18 protein-coding genes, 6 tRNA genes and 1 other RNA gene are annotated in these 21,105 nt (G+C 43.4%); 13 read left to right on the top strand and 12 right to left on the bottom strand.

Annotated features, from left to right (window positions below):
• Positions 1-70 precede the first annotated feature (70 nt).
• The 3 genes from SJY39_RS25550 to SJY39_RS25540 form a co-directional block, all read right to left on the bottom strand.
• Entirely contained in the window at positions 71-991 is a 921-nt protein-coding gene (locus tag SJY39_RS25550) for a YeiH family protein (RefSeq protein WP_010439560.1), read from the bottom strand.
• A gap of 259 nt (positions 992-1,250) precedes the next feature.
• Positions 1,251-3,125 carry an MFS transporter gene (locus SJY39_RS25545; protein ID WP_065099487.1) on the bottom strand — a complete coding sequence of 625 codons (1,875 nt, stop codon included), beginning with the start codon at positions 3,123-3,125 and terminating at the stop codon, positions 1,251-1,253.
• A gap of 17 nt (positions 3,126-3,142) precedes the next feature.
• A complete protein-coding gene (locus tag SJY39_RS25540; RefSeq protein ID WP_010439565.1) occupies positions 3,143-3,733 on the bottom strand; it encodes a TetR/AcrR family transcriptional regulator in 591 nt (196 codons plus the stop codon).
• A gap of 196 nt (positions 3,734-3,929) precedes the next feature.
• Here SJY39_RS25540 and SJY39_RS25535 point away from each other — a divergent pair, with 196 nt between their 5' ends.
• Both SJY39_RS25535 and SJY39_RS25530 read left to right on the top strand, forming a co-directional pair.
• Positions 3,930-4,844 carry a Tim44 domain-containing protein gene (locus tag SJY39_RS25535; protein WP_010439568.1) on the top strand — a complete coding sequence of 305 codons (915 nt, stop codon included), beginning with the start codon at positions 3,930-3,932 and terminating at the stop codon, positions 4,842-4,844.
• Between the two features lie 338 nt (positions 4,845-5,182).
• The gene (locus SJY39_RS25530) at positions 5,183-5,323 is read left to right on the top strand and encodes a hypothetical protein (protein ID WP_198591336.1); all 141 of its coding nucleotides are present in this window, start codon (positions 5,183-5,185) and stop codon (positions 5,321-5,323) included.
• Between the two features lie 178 nt (positions 5,324-5,501).
• Here SJY39_RS25530 and SJY39_RS25525 read toward each other — a convergent pair.
• The 6 genes from SJY39_RS25525 to SJY39_RS25500 all read right to left on the bottom strand — a co-directional run bounded on the left by SJY39_RS25525 (position 5,502) and on the right by SJY39_RS25500 (position 6,521).
• Positions 5,502-5,586, bottom strand: a tRNA-Tyr gene (locus SJY39_RS25525).
• Positions 5,587-5,688: 102 nt separating this feature from the next.
• Positions 5,689-5,773, bottom strand: a tRNA-Tyr gene (locus SJY39_RS25520).
• A 102-nt stretch (positions 5,774-5,875) separates the two neighbouring features.
• A tRNA-Tyr gene (locus tag SJY39_RS25515) sits at positions 5,876-5,960 on the bottom strand.
• A gap of 102 nt (positions 5,961-6,062) precedes the next feature.
• Positions 6,063-6,147 (bottom strand) — tRNA-Tyr (locus SJY39_RS25510).
• A 102-nt stretch (positions 6,148-6,249) separates the two neighbouring features.
• Positions 6,250-6,334, bottom strand: a tRNA-Tyr gene (locus tag SJY39_RS25505).
• A 102-nt stretch (positions 6,335-6,436) separates the two neighbouring features.
• Positions 6,437-6,521 (bottom strand) — tRNA-Tyr (locus SJY39_RS25500).
• A gap of 389 nt (positions 6,522-6,910) precedes the next feature.
• Between SJY39_RS25500 and SJY39_RS25495 the strand changes: the two genes are divergently transcribed.
• The 3 genes from SJY39_RS25495 to SJY39_RS25485 all read left to right on the top strand — a co-directional run bounded on the left by SJY39_RS25495 (position 6,911) and on the right by SJY39_RS25485 (position 11,586).
• Entirely contained in the window at positions 6,911-8,008 is a 1,098-nt protein-coding gene (locus SJY39_RS25495) for an efflux RND transporter periplasmic adaptor subunit (RefSeq protein WP_022570816.1), read from the top strand.
• The gene (gene vexH, locus SJY39_RS25490; RefSeq protein ID WP_010439574.1) at positions 8,008-11,121 is read left to right on the top strand and encodes a vibriobactin export RND transporter permease subunit VexH; all 3,114 of its coding nucleotides are present in this window, start codon (positions 8,008-8,010) and stop codon (positions 11,119-11,121) included. The genes SJY39_RS25495 and vexH overlap by 1 nt, the downstream gene beginning before the upstream one ends.
• A gap of 144 nt (positions 11,122-11,265) precedes the next feature.
• Positions 11,266-11,586 (top strand): DUF1244 domain-containing protein, encoded by a 321-nt coding sequence (locus tag SJY39_RS25485; RefSeq protein ID WP_010439576.1) that lies wholly within the window; start codon positions 11,266-11,268, stop codon positions 11,584-11,586.
• Between the two features lie 422 nt (positions 11,587-12,008).
• Here the strand turns inward: SJY39_RS25485 and SJY39_RS25480 are convergent, their stop codons facing one another.
• Positions 12,009-13,076: a PLP-dependent cysteine synthase family protein gene (locus tag SJY39_RS25480; RefSeq protein WP_010439578.1), complete on the bottom strand. Its 1,068-nt coding sequence runs from the start codon at positions 13,074-13,076 to the stop codon at positions 12,009-12,011.
• A gap of 147 nt (positions 13,077-13,223) precedes the next feature.
• Here SJY39_RS25480 and SJY39_RS25475 point away from each other — a divergent pair, with 147 nt between their 5' ends.
• Positions 13,224-13,679, top strand: a complete 456-nt coding sequence (locus SJY39_RS25475) for an Lrp/AsnC family transcriptional regulator (RefSeq protein ID WP_010439581.1) — start codon at positions 13,224-13,226, stop codon at positions 13,677-13,679.
• Positions 13,680-13,751: 72 nt separating this feature from the next.
• Positions 13,752-14,417: a hypothetical protein gene (locus SJY39_RS25470; protein ID WP_010439584.1), complete on the top strand. Its 666-nt coding sequence runs from the start codon at positions 13,752-13,754 to the stop codon at positions 14,415-14,417.
• 126 nt (positions 14,418-14,543) lie between these two features.
• On the opposite strand, the gene tesB is transcribed toward SJY39_RS25470, so the two are convergent.
• A complete protein-coding gene (gene tesB / locus SJY39_RS25465) occupies positions 14,544-15,404 on the bottom strand; it encodes an acyl-CoA thioesterase II (RefSeq protein ID WP_010439587.1) in 861 nt (286 codons plus the stop codon).
• Between the two features lie 168 nt (positions 15,405-15,572).
• On the opposite strand from tesB, the gene SJY39_RS25460 reads away from it, so the two are divergent.
• Positions 15,573-16,013, top strand: a complete 441-nt coding sequence (locus SJY39_RS25460) for a YbaY family lipoprotein (protein ID WP_016768483.1) — start codon at positions 15,573-15,575, stop codon at positions 16,011-16,013.
• A gap of 19 nt (positions 16,014-16,032) precedes the next feature.
• On the opposite strand, the gene SJY39_RS25455 is transcribed toward SJY39_RS25460, so the two are convergent.
• Positions 16,033-16,335 carry a DNA base-flipping protein gene (locus SJY39_RS25455; RefSeq protein WP_010439592.1) on the bottom strand — a complete coding sequence of 101 codons (303 nt, stop codon included), beginning with the start codon at positions 16,333-16,335 and terminating at the stop codon, positions 16,033-16,035.
• Between the two features lie 51 nt (positions 16,336-16,386).
• Between SJY39_RS25455 and SJY39_RS25450 the strand changes: the two genes are divergently transcribed.
• From SJY39_RS25450 to SJY39_RS25430, 5 genes are all read left to right on the top strand, one after another.
• The gene (locus tag SJY39_RS25450) at positions 16,387-17,130 is read left to right on the top strand and encodes a hypothetical protein (protein WP_016768484.1); all 744 of its coding nucleotides are present in this window, start codon (positions 16,387-16,389) and stop codon (positions 17,128-17,130) included.
• 197 nt (positions 17,131-17,327) lie between these two features.
• Positions 17,328-17,424: signal recognition particle sRNA small type (ffs, locus tag SJY39_RS25445), an RNA gene on the top strand.
• Between the two features lie 119 nt (positions 17,425-17,543).
• Entirely contained in the window at positions 17,544-18,167 is a 624-nt protein-coding gene (locus tag SJY39_RS25440; RefSeq protein ID WP_102402112.1) for a TnsA endonuclease N-terminal domain-containing protein, read from the top strand.
• Between the two features lie 3 nt (positions 18,168-18,170).
• Positions 18,171-20,033 carry a Mu transposase C-terminal domain-containing protein gene (locus tag SJY39_RS25435; RefSeq protein ID WP_102402113.1) on the top strand — a complete coding sequence of 621 codons (1,863 nt, stop codon included), beginning with the start codon at positions 18,171-18,173 and terminating at the stop codon, positions 20,031-20,033.
• A complete protein-coding gene (locus SJY39_RS25430) occupies positions 20,033-21,100 on the top strand; it encodes a TniB family NTP-binding protein (protein WP_102402114.1) in 1,068 nt (355 codons plus the stop codon). Before SJY39_RS25435 ends, SJY39_RS25430 begins: the two co-directional genes overlap by 1 nt.
• Positions 21,101-21,105 lie beyond the last annotated feature (5 nt).

The following is a 21,105-nucleotide window of genomic DNA, read 5'->3' as shown; positions in this document are numbered from 1 at the left end:
GGAGCTTTGCCTTTTTATTTTTCTCGTTAGCTTGTTGCAAGCTAACCAATAGATAGCGTTTCCCTTCGCATTAGACGAGTGTTAACCACGCTAATGACCCAGTAGAAATCATTACCCACATCGTAATACCAAACATTAACGGTTTTGGTCCTGCTGCTTTGAGCTTCTCAACTGAGATACCACAACCGATCAAGAACAGGCACACTACGAGTGCACGTTTAGATATATCAAAAATTCCCTGGTAGACCATCTCAAATTGCGGCAATAAGTCGCTAACGGCGATAGCGGCACAATAGAAGAAAATGAAATAAGGGACTGTAATTTTCTTTTGATCGTTCTTAAAAATCATTGCACTGATCAGCGCGATTGGGATGATCCAAAGTGCACGAGCTAGCTTGAGTGTTGTTGCTGTCGTGAGTGCCTCTTCGCCATACGCCGATGCTGCACCGACAACCGAAGAAGTATCATGAATTGCGATTGCCGCCCATGTACCGAAAGTTTGCTGGCTTAGCTCAAGAGCATGGCCAATCATAGGGAATAAGAACAGAGCGACTGAGTTCAATACGAACACAGTGGCTAATGCCAAGCCAATTTGCTCATCGTCTGCTTTGATTGCAGGAGCGACCGCTGCGATAGCGCTACCACCACAAATAGCGGTACCAGAAGAGATAAGGTAGCCCGTGGTGCGATCCAATCCCATACGTTTTGCTAAGAACCACCCAATGACCAACGTGCCAATGATCGTTGTGACAATCAAGCCAATGCCATCACCTGTTACCGCCAGTGCCTTTTCAAACTGGATGCCAAAACCTAAACCAACAATCGAGTAGGCCAATAGCTTCTTCGTTAACTTGCCGACTTCTAAGTGCTCAGGTACCAAGCCTAGACTCGCCAATAGGAAGCCAATAACAAGTGCAGTCGGTGAGCTTACCCAAGGGGTTAAGCAAAATAGAGCAGCAATATAAAATGGAACAGACTTTTTTAAATTCATTATATTTAGGTTGTCATTTATGGTTATGGCAGCGTATTGGAAGACTATACGCTTAACTCAATGGTAAGTAAGTCTAAATGAATTGAACAAACGTTAAGTAAAACTTAACGCTTGTTCATGGATATACTCTTCCATCGATATAGATGCGGCTGGATGTTACTCGGTTGAATGCGGCTTCATAAATGTTGTCTAGAGAACTCGTTATTTAACGATATTAACTATTTAATCATTCAACTAATCGCTGCTTAGTTTACTTAACTTAGCGGTTTGAGCCTCGAAGATCTGCAACAGCCTGGCGGAGTGTCTCGCAATTTGCATCTTTCGGTAGAATAGGTTCGCCAGCTTCTATCTCTAGCTTCGTCCAAAAACGGGTTGGTAAGCCTTTGCACGCTCTTCCTTTGAAACGGCTGAAGTAGCTGCCCCACAATCCTTTAAGTGCCATTGGAATGACAGGGACTGGAGAGCGTCTGATGATGAGTTCCATACCACGCATGAATTCGGCGACTTCTCCGTCTGAAGTAAGCTTTCCTTCTGGGAAAATACAGACGATATGCCCTTCACGCAGTACATCTTCAACATCTTTGAAGGCATTACGCATCGAACTACGATTTGTTGATGAGATAGGAATAACTCCAGCTCGTCTCAAGAAGCGTCGCAATGGTGGAAGCTTTGCATAGTCTTCTTCCATTACAAAACGGATAAGGCGAGGACAAACGGCACTCAATAATAATGCATCCATATAGCTCACATGGTTACATACGATGAGTGCTCCACCTTTCTCTGGTAGGTGATGTAGGTTCTTATGCTTTACACGGTACATGGTGTGAGTGACTACCCATGTGAAAAAACGGAACGCATAGATAGGTACTTGATAGAAAAGGTAAAACACAACTAACGTGTTAAACAGTGCGAGTAATACAAACAGTTGCGGAATCGAAAGTTCAAGAACAGTTAGGCAGATGATACCGAGAACGGCGCTTCCCACCATGAATAGTGAGTTGTAGATGTTGAGCCCTGCGATCACCTGTGCACGCTCGTTTGGTTTGGCACGCAACTGCATTAAGGAATAAAGCGGAACGATGAAGATACCACCTGATATGCCTAATAATAAGAGGTGAAAAAATAGTGGCCACAGCTCAGAATACGTCACGAATTGGTGGAAAGAGCTAAAATCAGGCAGTGATTCGGGAATCGATATTGCCATCAACAAGCCAAATATTGAGATACCAAGGCTGCCTATTGGCACGATACCGATTTCAATTCGATGATTAGATAGTTTATCGCAAGCCAAAGACCCTATCGCAATACCTACCGAAAACAGCGCCAGTAAAAACGCAACGGAGCTTTCTGTGCCATTTAAATGCAGCTTGGTGAAATTGGGGAACTGAGTTAGGTAAGCTGCACCAAGGAACCAAAACCAACTAATAGACATTAATGCTTGGAAAGTAGGGCGATCTTTTTTAGCAATAGCCAGTGTGGTGCGAGTTAGTTTCACTGGCTGCCATTTCACTTTTAGATCTGGAGCATTGCTTGGCGCTTCAGGAATAAAGCAGCTTGATACGTACCCAAGAACAGCAAACAAAACAATACACACAGCGGCAATAAGCTTTGAGCTCTCTTCTGACGCGATAACCCCCGCGCCTAGAGTGCCAATCAGGATCGCTAAGAATGTGCCTGTTTCGACTAACGCATTGCCGGTTACTATTTCTTTTGTCTCTAACTGTTGAGGAAGCAGGGCATATTTCACCGGGCCAAAGAAAGCACTTTGCGTTCCCATTAGAAACAGAAGCAAAAGCAGTATACCGTAGCTTTCGTAGATAAATCCGACCGCACCCAATGACATTATTAGTACTTCAAGGAGCTTAACTTTACGGATAAACCAAGATTTTTCGTATTTATCAGCCAGTACGCCAGCTAAAGCAGAAAATAAGAAGAAGGGCAGAATAAAAAGGCCAGCAGCTAAGTTAATGAATAAATTACTGGAAATAGGAAGAGTGTCTATGCTCGCAAAGGCAACAAACAACAACAGCACATTTTTGAATATGTTGTCATTAAAGGCTCCTAGAAACTGGGTGATAAAATAGGGTAGGAACCTTTTTTGCGTTAACAGCGAAGAGTGGCTGCTGTTGTTCATTGTCTTTCCTTGGATGATTACCAGTTGGTCAAGTAATTTGAGATTAGGTTATTAATCAACTCTTTACCATCAATAGGCTCTGACGCGAAAAACTTGTCATCAACGCTAAGTAGCGTAATTCCATGCACACCTGACCATAATACACGGCTCGCTTTAACCACTTCGCTTTCTGTGTGCTCTGGTGCGATCGCTATAAGTAATTGTTCTAACATGCCAGTCATTCGATCGATTCGGTTCGATTGCCACTCAGGAAGGTTTTCGCCATTCATGTTGTGTTCGAAGATAAGCTGCCAGCGGTGAGGGTGCTTTTGTGCGTAGTCGTGATAACAGTAAGCAAGGTTAAACAATGCTTGTTGAGGATTGCTCGATTGTTCTACGACAGATGCGGATTCGGCAGCGAGTTCGTCTAGGGTTTGCGCAACAACATGCAAGAGCAATAGGTTGTAGTTACCAAATACATTAACTAGGGTACTAGGAACGTAGCCAATCATATTGGCAATTTTACGTAGACTTAACTCGTGGTAGGAGTGCTCAGCTAAGAAGTCGGTCACTGTCTTTAAAGTTAATTGCACTAATTGTTCGCGAGTATGATCGTTTCTTCTTGCCATGAGTACTTTCTATAAATGAACATCGTTCAATATTTTAATGCTGCCCCCGATTGCCGTCAATCCCTTCGCTAATTAAGTAACCAATTAATAGCAGCAATATTATGATACATGTGTAAACGCCGTGAATATTTCATTGTTCTTTGTTAACGAGTATGATTAAGGTGTCGAAAGATAAAGAACCCTATAAAGGATAATAATGAAACGATTTTTCTCACTAGTCGCGATCCTGTTGGTAACAGTCGCGGTGACGCCAATCGCGGAAGCGAAAAAGTTTGGTGGTGGTAAGTCATTTGGCAAAAGCTTCAAAACGGCTCCAGCACCAAAACAACAAAACACTAACTCGATCCGACAAGATCAGACGGGTAAGAACACAGCAGCTAACTCTAGCAAGAAAGGCCTTATGGGCGGTCTACTAGGTGGTTTACTTGCCGGTGGTCTTTTAGCTGCATTCTTTGGCGGCGCATTTGAAGGTATCCAGTTTATGGATATTCTGATTATGGGTCTAATCGCTTTCCTAGCGTTTAAATTCCTGCGTGGAATGTTGGGGGCCAAGCAGGGCTCAATGAATCAGCAGAATGGACGTGGCCAACAGCCAGCATTCGGTGGTATGGGTCAGAACAAGTATGAGCAACCTAAGCAACAGCCAAATGTTCATAACTTCGAGCAAGCACAACCTCAATCTCAACCACAAGGTGCTGCTGGCGGCTTTGGCTTTGGTGCTCAAAGCGATGTTCCGCATAATTACCCACCGGGTTTTGATCAAGCGGCCTTCATCAATGGCTCTCGTGAGCACTACCGTACACTGCAAGGTGCATGGAACCACAACGAGCTTAACACGATTGAAGAGTACGTATCTCCAAGCTTATTTGAAGATCTGAAAGCTGAGCGTAACAAGCTAGAGGGTGATCAGCACACAGACGTAATGTACGTTGATGCTGAAATCGTTCGTGCTGACCATGACGGTAGCAAGGCTCAATTAAGCCTACAGTTTAGCGGTCGTTACCGTGATACAGCGGATGGCATCGAAGAAGATATCACTGATATCTGGCATTTAGAACGCGATCTAACTACTGACAATGCGCCTTGGCTAATTGTTGGTATTCAAGGTTAATCTCGATAGTTAACTAAAAATGAGTTAACTAGATATTACTTTGATTATTGAAAGCCCCTACGGAGAAATCTGTAGGGGCTTTTTTGCGCCTAATAATATGTATCTGTAAGTTGCGTCTGGGAAATTGGCTTTAAGCTTTTTTTGAGGGGGGAGAGTTTTAGATTCACGGAGCAATACCAATATGACGAAACATGCGGAACAGAGAAATAACATGAGTAGAGGAAGAGTGTCATCAAGACAAATATAAGAGATGTATCTTATTCAAATATTGGATTAACCTGAGACTAACTAACTAACTAACTAACTAACTAACTGATTTCATCTGGATGTAATGAGTAATGACAAAGTTCTTTAAATCCGTATTGGCGCCTGAGATCACGGTGCATCAGAAACAGGACATTGAGAGTAAATGCAAAGAGCAAGTTTCTACAAACTACTTAGGTTGCGCTGCTTATCTGGTTTGTGAGCGTCATGCTTAAGTATGGGAGCACTGATGTCCGAATGAGTCAGACTGATCAAGTTTTTTGTAGTAGTGGGTTAGTGTTTAGGAAGTTGAGGGCAATGTTTAGAAAGATGCGTTTAGAAAGATATAAAGCTCGGAAACGAAAAAAGCCAACTCAATGAGTTGGCTTTTCGATTTTCCAATTAAGGAGAGTATGGTGGAGGGAGACGGATTCGAACCATCGAAGGCAGTGCCGGCAGATTTACAGTCTGCTCCCTTTGGCCACTCGGGAACCCCTCCAGGGTGTGTCTTACTCTTCACAAAGTAAGCCTAAATTGATGTTTTCCCATAAGCCCATCAATCAGGTTGTTCTCTTAACTCTAGAAAGAGGTAAGAAGAATATGGTGGAGGGAGACGGATTCGAACCATCGAAGGCAGTGCCGGCAGATTTACAGTCTGCTCCCTTTGGCCACTCGGGAACCCCTCCAGGGTGTGTCTTACTCTTCACAAAGTAAGCCTAAATTGATGTTTTCCCATAAGCCCATCAACTAGGTTGCTCTCTTAACTCTCGAAAGAGGTAAGAAGAATATGGTGGAGGGAGACGGATTCGAACCATCGAAGGCAGTGCCGGCAGATTTACAGTCTGCTCCCTTTGGCCACTCGGGAACCCCTCCAGGGTGTGTCTTACTTTTCACAAAGTAAGCCTAAATTGATGTTTTCCCATAAGCCCATCAACTAGGTTGTTCTCTTAACTCTCGAAAGAGGTAAGAAGAATATGGTGGAGGGAGACGGATTCGAACCATCGAAGGCAGTGCCGGCAGATTTACAGTCTGCTCCCTTTGGCCACTCGGGAACCCCTCCAGGGTGTGTCTTACTCTTCACAAAGTAAGCCTAAATTGATGTTTTCCCATAAGCCCATCAATTAGGTTGTTCTCTTAACTCTCGAAAGAGGTAAGAAGAATATGGTGGAGGGAGACGGATTCGAACCATCGAAGGCAGTGCCGGCAGATTTACAGTCTGCTCCCTTTGGCCACTCGGGAACCCCTCCAGGGTATGTCTTACTCTTCACAAAGTAAGCCTAAATTGATGTTTTCCCATAAGCCCATCAACTAGGTTGTTCTCTTAACTCTTAAAAGAGGTAAGAAGAATATGGTGGAGGGAGACGGATTCGAACCATCGAAGGCAGTGCCGGCAGATTTACAGTCTGCTCCCTTTGGCCACTCGGGAACCCCTCCAGGGTGTTTTTTCCTAACTCGTAATGGATAGGCTAAAGAGATGTTTTTCCCAACGCATCTCTCAAGTGCGGAGCGCATCATAGCAAACACGTTAAACCTGTAAAGAGTTTTTCTTATGGTTTTGTGTTAAATGCTGCCTTTTTGGGCAAAGATGGCGAAAAGTACGCATATTGCTCGTGAAGTGAACATCTCTATTAAGGTTTGCGTAGTGATAGGTAACACCTTGAGGTAACTGGCTTTCTGTATTGTGTTTGGTTTGTGTAATTTGCGACGAAACGTAAATGGAATTTGACCTAGATTTACACTTCTTGACGTTACAGCATTCATCAGTTGATAGAATATCGTTAATTTCATTTATAGATCTTAAATCTTACTTGCAGACCATTATTATGAAGCATAAATCTGTTTTAACCCTGCTTAGCTTGTCTATTCTTATGGCGTCTCCAGCCGCACTCGCAAAACGCATGGGCCCAAGTACTGTTACTGTTGTTACTGAACAGGTTGATATTCACCAAGTTAGCCAATCTCTCTCGTTGGTCGGTAAGTTAGAAGCCGAACAATCTGTGATTATTACTTCTGAAGTGGCTGGCAGAGTTGATTCTATTAATTTCAAAGCTAATCAAGATGTCACCAAAGGGCAAATGTTGGTTCAGTTAGATGACGACAAAGCTAAAGCTGCGGTTTCAGAAGCGCAAGCATATCTAAAAGATGAAAAACGTAAGCTAGCGGAATTTGAACGCCTAGTGAAACGTAACGCGATCACACAAACCGAAATCGACGCTCAGAAAACCAATGTAGAAATTGCTAATGCTCGACTGGCTGCCGCAAATGCAAACCTAAAAGATCTTCACATTAGCGCACCTTTCTCTGGCACCGTTGGTTTCATCGACTTTAGCCGCGGAAAAATGGTCACTGCAGGCACTGAACTGGTGACATTAGATGACTTGTCTGTGATGCAGTTAGACCTTCAAATTCCTGAGCGTTATCTTTCTAAGCTATCTAAAGGCATGAAAGTAACGGCTCGCACCAGTGCGTGGGGCGATACTCAATTTACAGGTACTGTGGTCGGTATTGATTCTCGTATCAACGCTGAAACCTTGAACTTACGAGTTCGAATCCATTTCGATAACAACAATGATTATCTGAAGCCAGGCATGTTAGTGGCGGCTGATATGGATTTTCCACCAGTAGAAGCGCCGATTATTCCAGTTCAAGCATTGGAGTATTCGGGCACTAAACGTTTTGTTTACGTAATTGATGAAGATAACAAGGCAACTCGAACAGAAGTGTTCCTAGGTGCACGTATCGATAACGAAGTCGTGATTGAGAAAGGTATCGAGATTGGTCAGAAGATCGTGGTGCAAGGTATCGTGAACATGCGCGACGGTGTTTTGGTTCAAGAGCTAGCCGTTAATCGCCCCGCTAAACTTGAGGCCGATACAGCTAATCTTGATGAAAATGCAGCAACACAAGAAGGCGCTAACTAATGTTGTTATCTGATGTTTCTGTAAAGAGACCAGTAGCGGCTATCGTATTGAGCCTGCTTCTGGTTGTGTTTGGTATTGTCTCATTTAACAAGCTTGCCGTTCGTGAGATGCCAGATATTGAAAGTCCAGTGGTGTCGATCAGTACACGTTATGAGGGTGCGTCTGCCACCATCATTGAAAGCCAAATAACTTCCAATCTTGAAGATCAGTTATCCGGTATTAGTGGTATCGATGAGATCGAATCTACAACGCGTAACGGCATGTCGCGTATCACGATTACTTTTGAGCTTGGTTACGACCTCAATACGGGTGTGAGTGATGTGCGTGATGCGGTCGCTCGTGCTCAGCGATCATTGCCTGATGAAGCCGACGACCCGATTGTTTATAAGAACAACGGTAGTGGCGAAGCATCGGTTTATATCAACCTAAGTTCAACCGAGATGGACCGAACGCAGTTAACTGACTACACAGAACGTGTGTTGATTGACCGCTTTAGTTTGATCTCTGGTGTGAGTTCGGTGGATATCTCGGGTGGCTTGTACAAAGTAATGTACGTGAAGCTGAAACCTGCGCAGATGGCGGGTCGTGGCGTTACTACCTCGGACATCACTTCTGCTCTTAACAGTGAGAACATTGAAAGCCCAGGTGGTGAAGTACGTAACGATGCGATTGTAATGTCGGTGCGTACCGCTCGTTCTTACACTGAAGCGGAAGATTTCGAATACCTAGTCGTTAAACGTGCCTCTGATAATACACCTATCTATTTGAAAGACGTAGCGGATGTGTACATTGGCGCAGAAAACGAGAACTCGACCTTTAAAAGTGACGGCGTTGTTAACGTAAGTATGGGTATCGTGCCTCAGTCAGATGCGAACCCACTTGAGGTTGCTGACTTAGTCCATAAAGAAGTCGAAGCAATTCAAAAGTTCTTGCCAGATGGTACTCGTTTGGCTGTCGATTATGACTCAACAGTCTTCATCGACCGTTCGATATCAGAGGTTTACAGCACACTCTTTATTACGGGTGGCTTAGTTATCCTTGTGCTTTACATCTTTATTGGTCAAGCACGTGCAACACTTATTCCCGCGGTAACCGTGCCGGTATCTCTGATCTCGTCGTTTATTGCCGCGTACTACTTCGGTTTCTCTATCAACCTGATTACCCTGATGGCACTTATCCTGTCGATTGGTTTGGTGGTCGATGATGCGATCGTGGTGGTTGAGAACATTTTCCACCATATTGAACGTGGTGAATCGCCACTGCTTGCTGCGTATAAAGGTACTCGTGAAGTAGGCTTTGCGGTAATCGCAACAACGCTTGTATTGGTAATGGTATTCCTACCAATCTCGTTCATGGACGGCATGGTTGGTCTCTTGTTTACCGAGTTCTCTGTATTGCTCGCTATGTCGGTGATCTTCTCGTCGCTAGTCGCATTAACGTTAACGCCAGTGTTAGGCAGTAAAATCCTACAAGCGAACGTTAAACCAAACCGCTTTAACCTGTTTGTCGAGCGCGTATTTGGCAAACTTGAATCTGGATACCGCTCAGTATTGCGCCGTGCTTTAAACTGGCGTTGGGCTGCTCCAATCATCATTATCGCGTGTATGGGCGGTAGTTATGGTTTGATGCAACAAGTGCCGTCGCAACTGACTCCACAAGAAGACCGTGGTGTTATCTTTGCGTTTGTTCGTGGCGCTGATGCAACCAGCTATAATCGTATGTCTGCCAATATGGACATCGTTGAAGAGCGTCTAATGCCGTTGCTTGGTCAGGGCTTCTTGAAGTCATTCAGCATTCAATCACCAGCGTTTGGTGGTAATGCGGGCGACCAAACGGGCTTCGTTATCATGATCTTAGAAGATTGGGATGAACGTGAAGAGACGGCTCAGGAAGCGTTGAGCGAAGTCCGTAAATCGTTGAATGGTATTCCTGATGTGCGTGTATTCCCGTTCATGCCGGGCTTCAAAGGTGGTTCAAGTGAGCCTGTGCAGTTTGTACTGGGTGGCTCTGATTACTCTGAGCTTCAGAAATGGGGCGAACTGTTAAAGCAAGCGGCTGAAGATTCACCAATGATGGAAGGTGCGGACATCGATTACTCGGAGAAAACACCAGAGTTGTTGGTAACCGTAGATAAGCAACGAGCAGCCGAGTTGGGTGTCAGCGTATCAGATATCTCAGACACGCTAGAAATCATGCTTGGTGGGCGCAGCGAAACCACGTTTGTGGACCGTGGCGAAGAATACGATGTTTACCTTCGTGGTGATGAAAATAGCTTCAATAACGCTAACGACTTAAGTCAAATCTATATGCGTACTCAATCTGGTGAGTTAGTGACACTAGATACGCTGACGCATATTGAAGAAGTCGCTTCATCGATTCGTTTGTCGCACTACAACAAGCAGAAATCGGTGACCATTAAAGCGAACTTAATGGAAGGTTATACGTTGGGTGACGCACTCGACTTCCTTGATGAACAAGCGATTGAGCAACTACCGGGTGATATTTCTGTGAGCTACTCTGGAGAGTCAAAAGACTTCAAAGAGAACCAATCGAGTATTTTAGTGGTGTTTGCGTTAGCGATGCTAGTCGCGTACTTGGTATTGGCTGCGCAGTTTGAAAGCTTCATCAACCCGTTAGTGGTGATGTTCACGGTTCCTATGGGTATCTTCGGTGGCTTCTTAGGCCTCGTACTGATGAACCAAGGTCTTAACGTGTACAGCCAAATAGGTATGATCATGTTGATCGGTATGGTAACTAAAAACGGTATTCTGATCGTAGAGTTTGCTAACCAACTTCGTGACCGTGGCATTGAGTTTGAAAAGGCGATCATTGATGCTTCAGCACGACGTTTGCGTCCAATCTTAATGACGGCGTTTACGACGCTAGCCGGTGCAGTTCCATTGATTACCTCAACAGGCGCAGGCTATGAAAGCCGAGTGGCAGTGGGTACAGTTATCTTCTTCGGTATGGGCTTCGCGACGTTGGTTACTCTGTTCGTCATCCCTGCGATGTACCGATTGATTTCAGGCACAACACGTTCACCTGGTCATGTGGAAGCGGTTCTAAATAAAGAGCTGAGCCATGACAACGTGGGAAGAAGCAGTCACGGTTAATGAACACGCACGGCCAATGAACATGGAATAGTGTAACAATATAGAAAAGCCTGCGTTTGCTCCTAGCGAATGGCAGGCTTTTTTTGTATAACAACTACAGCTCAACGAATGAATACAAGAAAACAAATACTAAAGGAAAGTAAAGTGGCTGAATTTAAATACAAAGATCTTTCTCAAGAAGAACAAGATAAACTAGACGCAGCAACCTTTCGTCGCCTGTTAGCACATTTAGATAGCAATAAAGATGTGCAAAACATCGACCTAATGATCTTGGCGGGCTTCTGCCGCAACTGTTTCAGTAAATGGTACAAAGCCGAAGCTGAGCAACAAGGCCTAGATTTGGATATCGATGACGCTCGTGAGCGCGTTTATGGCATGACTTACGATGAGTGGAAACAAAACCATCAGCCAAAAGCGACACCTGAGCAACTAGCGGCGTTTGAAGCAAAGCAGAAGCCAGAATAATTTGTCGCATTAGCAGTAAAGACATAGGAATAAGCGACACTGACTGCAAACTATCTATAGCAAAAAGAGCCCATCATGGGCTCTTTTTTGTTTTGTATTTAGGGCGTGTTGATCTTTCGAGCTGATTTTTGCAGCGAGTTGCAGGGTATTTATACAAGGCAGAGGCTTTGATGTGTAGCTAGCCTACATGAGAAGCCGATAACGCAGTAGAAATGACCAGCAAACGCTGCCCGGAGGGTTCGAGCTGGGCGTCCCCGCAAAAAGCGTTTTACTCTTTGTTGAGGGAGATTTGCTTAGAATGACTAGGCGACTTCCCCCTCGCCGCGATTAAAACGCTTTTGACTAGGCGTCCCCATCCGAACAAAATTTAACCACGAAAGGTCAGCACGCCCTAGTCTTAGCTATGAATGCTAGTTTCGATCTTAAGCCAGCTCACCCGTTTGCGAGAAAGCTTCTAGCTTCGCCGCGTAAGGTTGTAGGTCACCGATATTCAGATTTACCCACTCGTCATTGAAGTAAGTGTCTAGGTAACGTTCACCGCTGTCACATAGCAAAGTCACGATAGAACCTTTCTCTCCACGCGCTTTCATCTCACTGGCTAGCTGAAGCACACCGTACATGTTAGTACCGGTTGATGCGCCAACTTTGCGGCCAAGAATATCAGACAACCAATGTGTCGTTGCGATGCTTGCTGCGTCTGGGATTTTACGCATTTCGTCAACCACACCAGGAATGAAGCTTGGTTCTGCACGTGGGCGACCAATACCTTCAATCTTGCTGAATGTATTGCCTTTCACGTTCGCATTGCCTGTTTGGAAGTATTCGAGGAATACTGAGTTCTCTGGGTCGACAACACAAAGCTTAGTTTCATGCTGTTGGTAGCGAATGAAACGGCCAATAGTCGCTGAAGTACCGCCAGTACCTGGGCTCATTACTACCCATGCTGGAACTGGGTGATCTTCCATCTGCATTTGATTGAAAATCGAGTTCGCGATGTTGTTGTTACCACGCCAGTCGGTTGCGCGCTCAGCGTAAGTAAATTGGTCCATGTAGTGACCATTCAACTCTTCTGCTAAACGGCGAGACTCATCGTAAATCTCATCTGAGCGATCAACAAGGTGCGCTTGGCCGCCGTAGAATTCAATCTGCTCAATCTTCTTCTTCGCTGTGCATTTTGGCATTACCGCAATAAACGGAAGACCAAGTAGGCGAGCAAAGTACGCTTCAGACACCGCCGTACTGCCCGATGAAGATTCAATGATCGTTGTTTCTGGGCCAACCCAACCGTTACAGATAGCGTATAAGAACAGAGAACGCGCTAAACGATGCTTCAAAGAGCCAGTAGGGTGTGTACTTTCATCTTTAAGATAAATATCAATGCCTTCTACGCTAGGTAAATCGAGCTTGATCAGGTGCGTATCCGCTGAGCGTTGGTAATCTGCTTCAATTTTACGAATCGCGTTGTTAATCCATTGATGGTCAGTACACATAGGCATTCTCTTGATACTAAGTAGGAATTATTTGTAATTGGTATGGTTATAATCTAGCGATATCTAAGGAGAAAAACTTTGCCATATTTCCTTTGTTTTGCTTAAATTGTAGAAAATTATTCTCTTTAAAAGTGGTTTGGTGAAATTGTGATAGATGCCGTAGATAAAAAGATATTAAGGCTGTTACAAGAGGACAGCACGCTGTCGTTGAATGACATATCTGAAGCGGTCAACTTGACGACCACGCCTTGTTGGAAAAGGCTTAAGCGACTTGAAGAGAACGGCATTATTGAGAAAAAAGTCGCGTTGTTGAATCCTGAAAAACTCGACCTTTCCTTTACCGCGTTCGTGTTGATTAAAACCAGCGATCACTCTCATGAGTGGTACGGTCGTTTTGTAAACACCGTGTCTGAATTTCCAGAGGTGATGGAGTTCTACCGTATGGCGGGCGAGTATGATTATATGATGAAGGTTCAAGTGAAAGACATGAAGTGCTTTGATGATTTCTACAAACGCTTAGTGAATAGCATTGATGGTATCTCTAACGTGACATCGACTTTTGCGATGGAACCATTGAAGTACACGACAGCATTGCCGCTTTAAGCAGTGTCTGATAAAACACTCACCATCGTCTCAGTTTAGATGTCGCCTCTGCGATAAAGAAAAGGACTATTCATGTTTGCAAAAGTATCTACTGCTATCCAGCTGGTATTGGCGGTCGCCATTTTTTATTTGGGTTACACCATCTACTCATTTACCAATAAAGTCGGTGAAATCGTTGATACTTACCCGCAGGTGATCGAAGACTTATCGGTACTGACCAAGGAACTCAAAGTTGAAGAGTGGTTGGCATTTGCTGAGCATGTTGATGAACTTGCTCCTCAAGTATTAGAGACGGTTGAAGATGTTAGAAAAACCATCGCTCAAGTCAATAACACAGTTTCATCGGTCGATAGAAAAATCCCCGCCATTCTAGATGAAGTTAAGAGTGTTCGAACAGAAGTCGAACAAGTTAGAACCGATGTGATTCCTCCAACATTGACGGAATTAAAGCGATATCGTGTCGATGTGATGCCACCAATGCTTGCTGAGAGTAAATCTTATCGAGAGCAAACCATTCCAGTGATTATTACTGAATCTGAAATGCTAAGAGCGGAAGTACCGGATATTTTGGTACAAGCGAATTTGTTGGCAGATAAGAGTAGAGAATTAGCTCAGGGCGCAGCAGAAGGAGCGGTGAAAGGAGTGGTGCTATCACCATTTAATTTACTGCGAGACGCGGGAGATGGCATTAAAACGCGCGTACAAAGTGAACTCGAGCCGATGCTTGAGGTTGAATAGAGTTTTATTGATTTTTATGTGACGAGTTTTCTTAAGCGTCATTAAAGAAAGAGGCTAGGTATTATAAACCTAGCCTCTTTTTGTTTGCTCGTACTTATTTGGGGCTTTTAAAACAGCGCTTGATCGCTATTTAGTAAAGCGCATCACACCTTCTTGTACTGCAGTCGCGACTAATTCACCTTTTTGGTTGTAAATTTCACCACGTACTAGGCCGCGAGTATTAGCCGCGGTCGGGCTTTCAATCGCATAAAGTAGCCATTCATCCATCTTAAACGGGCGATGGAACCAAATAGAGTGGTCAATCGTAGCGACCTGAAAGTTTGGCGTCATAATGGACACTTCATGAGGATGAAGCGCTGTCACTAAGAAGCCCCAATCGGATGCGTAGGCCAACAAATATTGGTGAATAAGCTGATTATCTGGCAACGCGCCATTTGCTCTTACCCACAGATATTGCTTCGCTTCGGCCTTTTTAGGGTTTAGCGGGTTAACAACCGTGACAGGGCGCATCTCAATCGGTTTTTCTCCACAGAAAGTCTTACGCAGTTTCTCAGGTAAGAATTCAGCAATGTGACTTGCCAGTTCAGTTTCTGATGCAAAGTTCTCCGGACCTGGAATATCAGGCATAGGATTTTGGTGCTCGAAGCCTGGAGCATCGCCATGATAAGAAGCCGTGAGATAGAAAATAGGGCGGCCATTTTGAATCGCTTTAACACGGCGTGTGCTAAAGCTGCGTCCATCTCTTAAGTTTTCAACATCATAAATAATGGGCTTTTCGGGATCACCTGGGTACAGAAAGTAACTATGGAACGAGTGAACACTTCGGTCATCTTGAACAGTATAGCGAGCAGCAGAAAGCGCTTGTCCCAATACTTGACCGCCATAAACCTGCGGAAGACCTAGGTTTTCACTTTGCCCTCGGAATAAACCTTCTTCCAGCTTTTCAAGCTGAAGTAAACTGAGTAATTCTTGTAAAGGTTGACTCATCGTCAGTATTCCTCTTCGTAAAATGGGTGTCAGATTAGTGTGCTAATGATTTAGCTTAGTCAAATATCTGTCAATAAATCATAGGGTTTCGAGACAGAATATGAAAGCTCTCTTATAATTAGGCCGTAGATTTGTCGATTCCGACAAACATGTTGAGAGAAATTGAATATGAAAAAGGCTCTAATTTTTATTACGTCTTTATTATCGTTTGGCCTACTTGTTGGTTGCCAAGCAACATCAGAAACGAGCGCTTCTCAAGAAGCCGTTGCAGAGAATACTCAAGTGATTTCAGGCACAGTAAGCTATCGCGAAAGAATTGCATTACCAGAGAATGCCGTGATTACCGTAACGCTAGAAGATATCTCACTTGCTGACGCATCATCAATCGTGATTGCGACTCAAGAGTTCACTGCTGATGGTAAACAAGTCCCTTTCGCATTCGAATTGAGCTACGACAACAACAAAATTCAAGCTAACCACCGTTACAACATGCGTGCAACGATTCATGTAGACGGTAAGTTACGCTTCACGACAGATACAGTTAAGTCTGTGATTACTGATGTAGAAAACACGCAACAAGCAGACCTGCGCTTGGTTGGTGTTCGTTAATTAGAAATGGATGGCAGCCCTAGGGCTGCCATTTGTATATTCTGAGTTTGATCTTTCCTGCATCACTCACTTCAATCCCTTCTTCGACCAGATGCTTCTTTTGGCGATCCAATGAATCCCCTTTCAAAGAGATCTCACCTTTACTGTTAATCACCCTATACCAAGGTAGTTTACTTCCTTCTGGTAAGTTACCTAACGCTTTACCTACATGGCGTGCATAGCCCGGAAAACCTGCAAAACGTGCTATATCTCCATAAGTTGTTACTTTTCCATATGGAATTTGGTGAATCACAGCAAAGATTTGGGCTAAAAATTGGTCCATACTAAAAGTTCCTAGTTCATTAATACCACGGATCGGTAGAAGGAGAGGGCTATGGTATTTTCAACATTTCAGTTCTTGATCACCACATTATTAGCGGTTGTTTGTGCGAGAGCAATCAGTTTAAGTGAAGGTGACATTCCAGTGCTTGCAATGGTCATTCCTGCATTGTGGATATTACCGCAGGGCGGCATTGCAGGATTAGCTTTGCTTGTTTCTATGACCACTTATGGTTTAACGCTTCCTTTACAGCCTATCACGCTATCGGTCAGTGCATGGGTTTTGTTCCCATTGCTGATGGTTGTCTTTTCAAAACGCAGCAGTTTATCCGTTGTCATTATTTCCGGACTGATCGTTACCACTTTACAGGTGGGAATCATGGTTACGCAATCGGCAGGTAAGCTTGATGGTGTTCCATGGGTTACCACACTACAAACATTGTCAATCATCGTTATTTGGTGGGCGGCAAATCACCTTAAGCCAGCCAGCCGACACAGCTGGTGGTCATTGGGTTTGATATTGCCATTATGGATAGCCGACTTGCCATATGCCGCTTTGGTTGCTTTGTGTGTAACGGGCATCATGGCGTCGATGGAAACGCTGACACGCTTGAAGACCTTCCGTTGGAACAAGCTATTATGTTGGACACTGCCTACGGTAGGCTTTGCTGCTCTGGTGATCACGCCAAGCATTGAAGTTCCAAATCCGGTATTTGTGGTTTGGTTGTGCTTGCTAGGCACAGCATGGATGACTGATTACATCATTCGTACCGAAGATAACGAAGACATCGATATCTAGCCTTAAAGATGCTCAAATCCTTCGAACGTAGGTAAATGGTGAATTTACCTACGATTTTCTAGTGGTTTGAATAAAGGATAAGCACTTAGACCGCAATTGTTCAAAAATAGGGTCGAAGAGCTTGCAATGGTTGCTGCGATGCTTAATAATCCAATCACTCTTTGAGGCAAGCCTCTTAGAAAAAGAATCTATGGAGGCTCTGGTCCTCCCGCAACACTAACTTGTGAACTCGGTCAGGCCTGGAAGGGAGCAGCCGCAGCAGGCGACGTGTGTGCCGGGATGTGGCTGGGGCTTCCACCCATATGAAGCCTGCAATATATGTTCGCATAAATTGCAGGCTTCTTTTCTTATTTGCACCCTAAGTCTTCATGGTCTATTTTTTGTTGTAGGTTTACAACAAAAGTGCTTTTGCTATGTACGACCAAACCAAAAAATCATCAGCTGTTCACAACATTTGTAAATTCATGAGTTTGAAAAATGACTCAGTTGTTCGAACAATGTCCATGCTTGAGTATGATTTTTGTTTTCATGCTGAATACAATCCTCAAATAGTTAGATATGAATCTCAGCCACATGGGTTTGAGTACTACTTCAATGGGCGCTACTGCCGCTACACACCAGACTTCCAGCTTTTCGATAGCATAGATACGCCTTCTCTGATTGAAGTAAAGCATTCAAGTCAGATCCATAAACCAGATTTTCGAGCAAGGTTTAAAGAAAAGCAGCTTGTCGCTCAAGCTGAGTATGGAAAAAAACTCATCTTAGTGACCGAGAAGCAGATTCGAACTGGTTTTCTACTGAGTAACCTTAAATTACTCCACGGCTATTCAGGGATTCGTACAATCACTGATATTCAAAAACATGTGCTTCAGTTTGTTCAAGCTAATAGAAGCGTGACCCTTCATCATCTTTCACACCAACTTAAAATCTCTCCAGATGAAACATTAACAGCCGCTTTGTGCTGGCTATCTTCAGGTGAAATACAAACAGATTTTAATCAGAAAAAATTTGATTTAGAAAATTCTGTTTGGTGCTAGCCAATGAGTGATGATCTCTTTGGTTTTAGTGATGAATTTAATAGCTTCGACAATGATGTAGCTGATGATAAAACGCTTTCGACAGAATTTTTAGCAGAAGACGAAAATCTTGAATTGGCATTTGGTGACTTGCCAAACAAAGAGACGGCATTGTTTCGTTTGGATCTAATTCGTTATTTGGAAAGGCGCGTAAAAGGAGGTTGGACGCCCAAAAACCTAGACAAGCTCTTGGAAGAGTATGCCCTATTGAAGAAAACTTCGGTCCCGTCATCCAGAACGATAGCTGATTGGAAAAAGCTCTATTACGAGTCAGGTAAAGATGTAGCGTCTCTTATTCCTGGGCATAGCAAAAAAGGAAACAGAAAACTAAAGAACGATTCATCTGATCTAGTTACAGAAGCGATTCAAACCAAGTTTCTGACCAAAGAGCGAGTATCGGTCAACACCGCCTATGAGTACTACAAATATCGAGTTATTGAAGAAAACCGACAACTAGACCAAGTTAAAATAGCGCCAATTTCCCAACGAACATTTTACAATCGTGTAAATGCACTACCTCCCTATGAAGTTGCTTTAGCTCGTTATGGAAAACGATATGCTGATAATAAGTTTAAGACTGTTGGGTCAATCATTCCGGCAACGCGGCCAATGGAATATGTAGAAATAGATCACACTACAGCTCCTGTGATTTTACTTGATGATGATTTGGAGCTTCCTCTTGGTAGACCACACTTAACAATACTTTATGATAGATACTCCACTTGCATCGTTGGTCTTTCTGTCAATTATAGAGACCCTAGTTACGAGACAGTACGAGCAGCTTTTCTTAATTCAGTTCTTAAGAAGGATTGGGTTAAAGAAAAGTACCCAAGCATTAAATCTGAATGGCCTTGCTACGGAAAAATTACAAATTTGATAGTGGATAACGGTGCGGAGTTTTGGAGTGATAGCCTAGAGTCAGCATTAAAGCCATTAGTAACAGATATTCAATATAATCAACGCGGTAAACCGTGGCGAAAAGCGGGTGTTGAAAAGTCTTTTGATACCTTCTACAAGAAACTATTTAGTCGCTTCCCAGGAAAAACCTTTACCAACCCTACTCAGCTAAAAGACTACAACCCGAAGCGAGACGCTGTCATTAATGTGTCTGATTTTCTCGAGCTGTTACATAAGTGGCTTATTGACGTTTATCATAAAAAAGCGGACACGAGGTACAAGAGAGTTCCTTACCAGAAATGGACAGAGTCGCAAGGAACGATAATCTTTTGTGAAGGCCCTGAAGCAGAGCAATTAAAGATTGAGCTTGGAGTTGTAAACCATCGGACTATAAGAAGAGGTGCTATTGAATTGCATTCTCTCAAATACCAATCTGATGAGTTGGAAGAGTACGGTAAGCAATATTCTAGTCGTGCAAGAAAAAGCGCTTATGTGAAAACCAAGACAGACCCAAACGATATCAGCTCGATTTACGTTTACCTTGAGGAAGAGAAGAAATACATCAAAGTCCCAGCAGTCGATCATATGGGCTATACAAAAGGCCGATCTTTATATGAACATCAACGAATTAACAGTTTAAGAAGGTTGAAAGTCCGTTTGGGAGAGCAAGACGAATCATTAGCTGATGCGTCATTATATTTGGACAGGGCTATGGATGAAGCAATAGAACGTATGAGTCGTTCTAAGTCCAAAAAATCGGCACTTCCTAAAACAACTCATGCTTCAAAAATAGCAAAGCAAAGAGGTGTTGGTAGTGAAGGACCTAGTACCATTGTCACTACGTCACCTAAACCTATCAGTGAAGTACCAAAAGAAGTAATAGATATTGGTACAGCTAGTGATGACCTCAGCGATATAGAGGGGTATTAGTGAACATACTTAGTGATCTTCAAATAGAGCAATATACATCTTTTAGAGAGTGTTTCTTAGAATACCCTCAGTTGACGGAAATTTATAACGTCTTTGATCGAATGGTATTGAACAGCTCTCTTGGAGGGGAACAAGAGTCATTATTGCTAACGGGAGATACAGGTGTTGGCAAGACGGCGATGATTGATAATTATGTTGCAAGGTTTGCAACTAAGGGGAGCCGCTGGGCTGAAATGCCAGTATTAAAAACTCGCATCCCAAGTAAAGTTCGTGAGCAAAATACGTTAGAAAGATTATTAATTGACTTAGATAGTCGAGCCTCTAGCCGCCGCAGGAGACCTTACAAAGAAGGAGCGTTAGAACAAGGAGTTATCAAAAGTTTAATTGAAAAAAAAGTGAAGCTTGTGATTGTTAATGAAGTTCAGGAACTGATGGAATTCAAAGATGCTAATGAACGACAAACAATAGCGAATACTTTTAAGATGATAAGTGAGGAAGCGCAAGTTTCATTTGTATTGGTAGGTATGCCTTATGCGACTATGCTCGCTGAAGAAGACCAATGGAATTCTCGTTTAGGCTGGAAGCGACACTTAAGTTATTTTCACCTTTCTAAGCTAAGCGAAGCCGATAACAAAAGTTATATTCCTGATGCAGAAGGGAAACGGCATTTTGCAAGCTTTGTTGCTGGACTTGCAGGCAGAATGGGGTTTGAAAAACGCCCTAACTTAACTGGGGATGAAATTCTATTACCTTTATTCTCAGTCTGCCGTGGAGAATGCCGTGTGCTGAAGCACTTTCTTGCAGATGCGTTACTCAACGCATTGCAATCTTCGAAGGATACGATTGATAAGCCATTATTATCGGCTTGTTTCGATACTAAATACCCATATGCGAAACAGAATCCTTTCGAGTGTAAGTTAACAGAACTCAAGCTAGTAGAACTGAAAACAGAAACTTCGTACAACAAAGGTGCTCAATTTAAAGAAGACCGATTAATAGGTCGGTCATTTACTGATTTATTACCAGTTCATATGTTGTTGAGTAAGACACCTTTAAAAGCTCAGTAATACGA

The sequence above is a fragment of the Vibrio sp. R78045 genome, assembly GCF_042466085.1.
GTDB lineage: Bacteria > Pseudomonadota > Gammaproteobacteria > Enterobacterales > Vibrionaceae > Vibrio > Vibrio cyclitrophicus.
This window is presented reverse-complemented; position numbering and strand designations above follow the sequence as displayed.

Excerpts from the sequence above, each read along its gene's own strand:
- SJY39_RS25550 (WP_010439560.1), bottom strand. The coding sequence starts at position 991 with ATGAATTTAAAAAAGTCTGTTCCATTTTATATTGCTGCTCTATTTTGC.
- SJY39_RS25545 (WP_065099487.1), bottom strand. The coding sequence starts at position 3,125 with ATGAACAACAGCAGCCACTCTTCGCTGTTAACGCAAAAAAGGTTCCTA.
- SJY39_RS25540 (WP_010439565.1), bottom strand. The coding sequence starts at position 3,733 with ATGGCAAGAAGAAACGATCATACTCGCGAACAATTAGTGCAATTAACT.
- SJY39_RS25535 (WP_010439568.1), top strand. The coding sequence starts at position 3,930 with ATGAAACGATTTTTCTCACTAGTCGCGATCCTGTTGGTAACAGTCGCG.
- SJY39_RS25530 (WP_198591336.1), top strand. The coding sequence starts at position 5,183 with ATGACAAAGTTCTTTAAATCCGTATTGGCGCCTGAGATCACGGTGCAT.
- SJY39_RS25495 (WP_022570816.1), top strand. The coding sequence starts at position 6,911 with ATGAAGCATAAATCTGTTTTAACCCTGCTTAGCTTGTCTATTCTTATG.
- vexH (WP_010439574.1), top strand. The coding sequence starts at position 8,008 with ATGTTGTTATCTGATGTTTCTGTAAAGAGACCAGTAGCGGCTATCGTA.
- SJY39_RS25480 (WP_010439578.1), bottom strand. The coding sequence starts at position 13,076 with ATGTGTACTGACCATCAATGGATTAACAACGCGATTCGTAAAATTGAA.
- SJY39_RS25470 (WP_010439584.1), top strand. The coding sequence starts at position 13,752 with ATGTTTGCAAAAGTATCTACTGCTATCCAGCTGGTATTGGCGGTCGCC.
- tesB (WP_010439587.1), bottom strand. The coding sequence starts at position 15,404 with ATGAGTCAACCTTTACAAGAATTACTCAGTTTACTTCAGCTTGAAAAG.
- SJY39_RS25460 (WP_016768483.1), top strand. The coding sequence starts at position 15,573 with ATGAAAAAGGCTCTAATTTTTATTACGTCTTTATTATCGTTTGGCCTA.
- SJY39_RS25455 (WP_010439592.1), bottom strand. The coding sequence starts at position 16,335 with ATGGACCAATTTTTAGCCCAAATCTTTGCTGTGATTCACCAAATTCCA.
- SJY39_RS25450 (WP_016768484.1), top strand. The coding sequence starts at position 16,387 with ATGGTATTTTCAACATTTCAGTTCTTGATCACCACATTATTAGCGGTT.
- SJY39_RS25440 (WP_102402112.1), top strand. The coding sequence starts at position 17,544 with ATGTACGACCAAACCAAAAAATCATCAGCTGTTCACAACATTTGTAAA.
- SJY39_RS25435 (WP_102402113.1), top strand. The coding sequence starts at position 18,171 with ATGAGTGATGATCTCTTTGGTTTTAGTGATGAATTTAATAGCTTCGAC.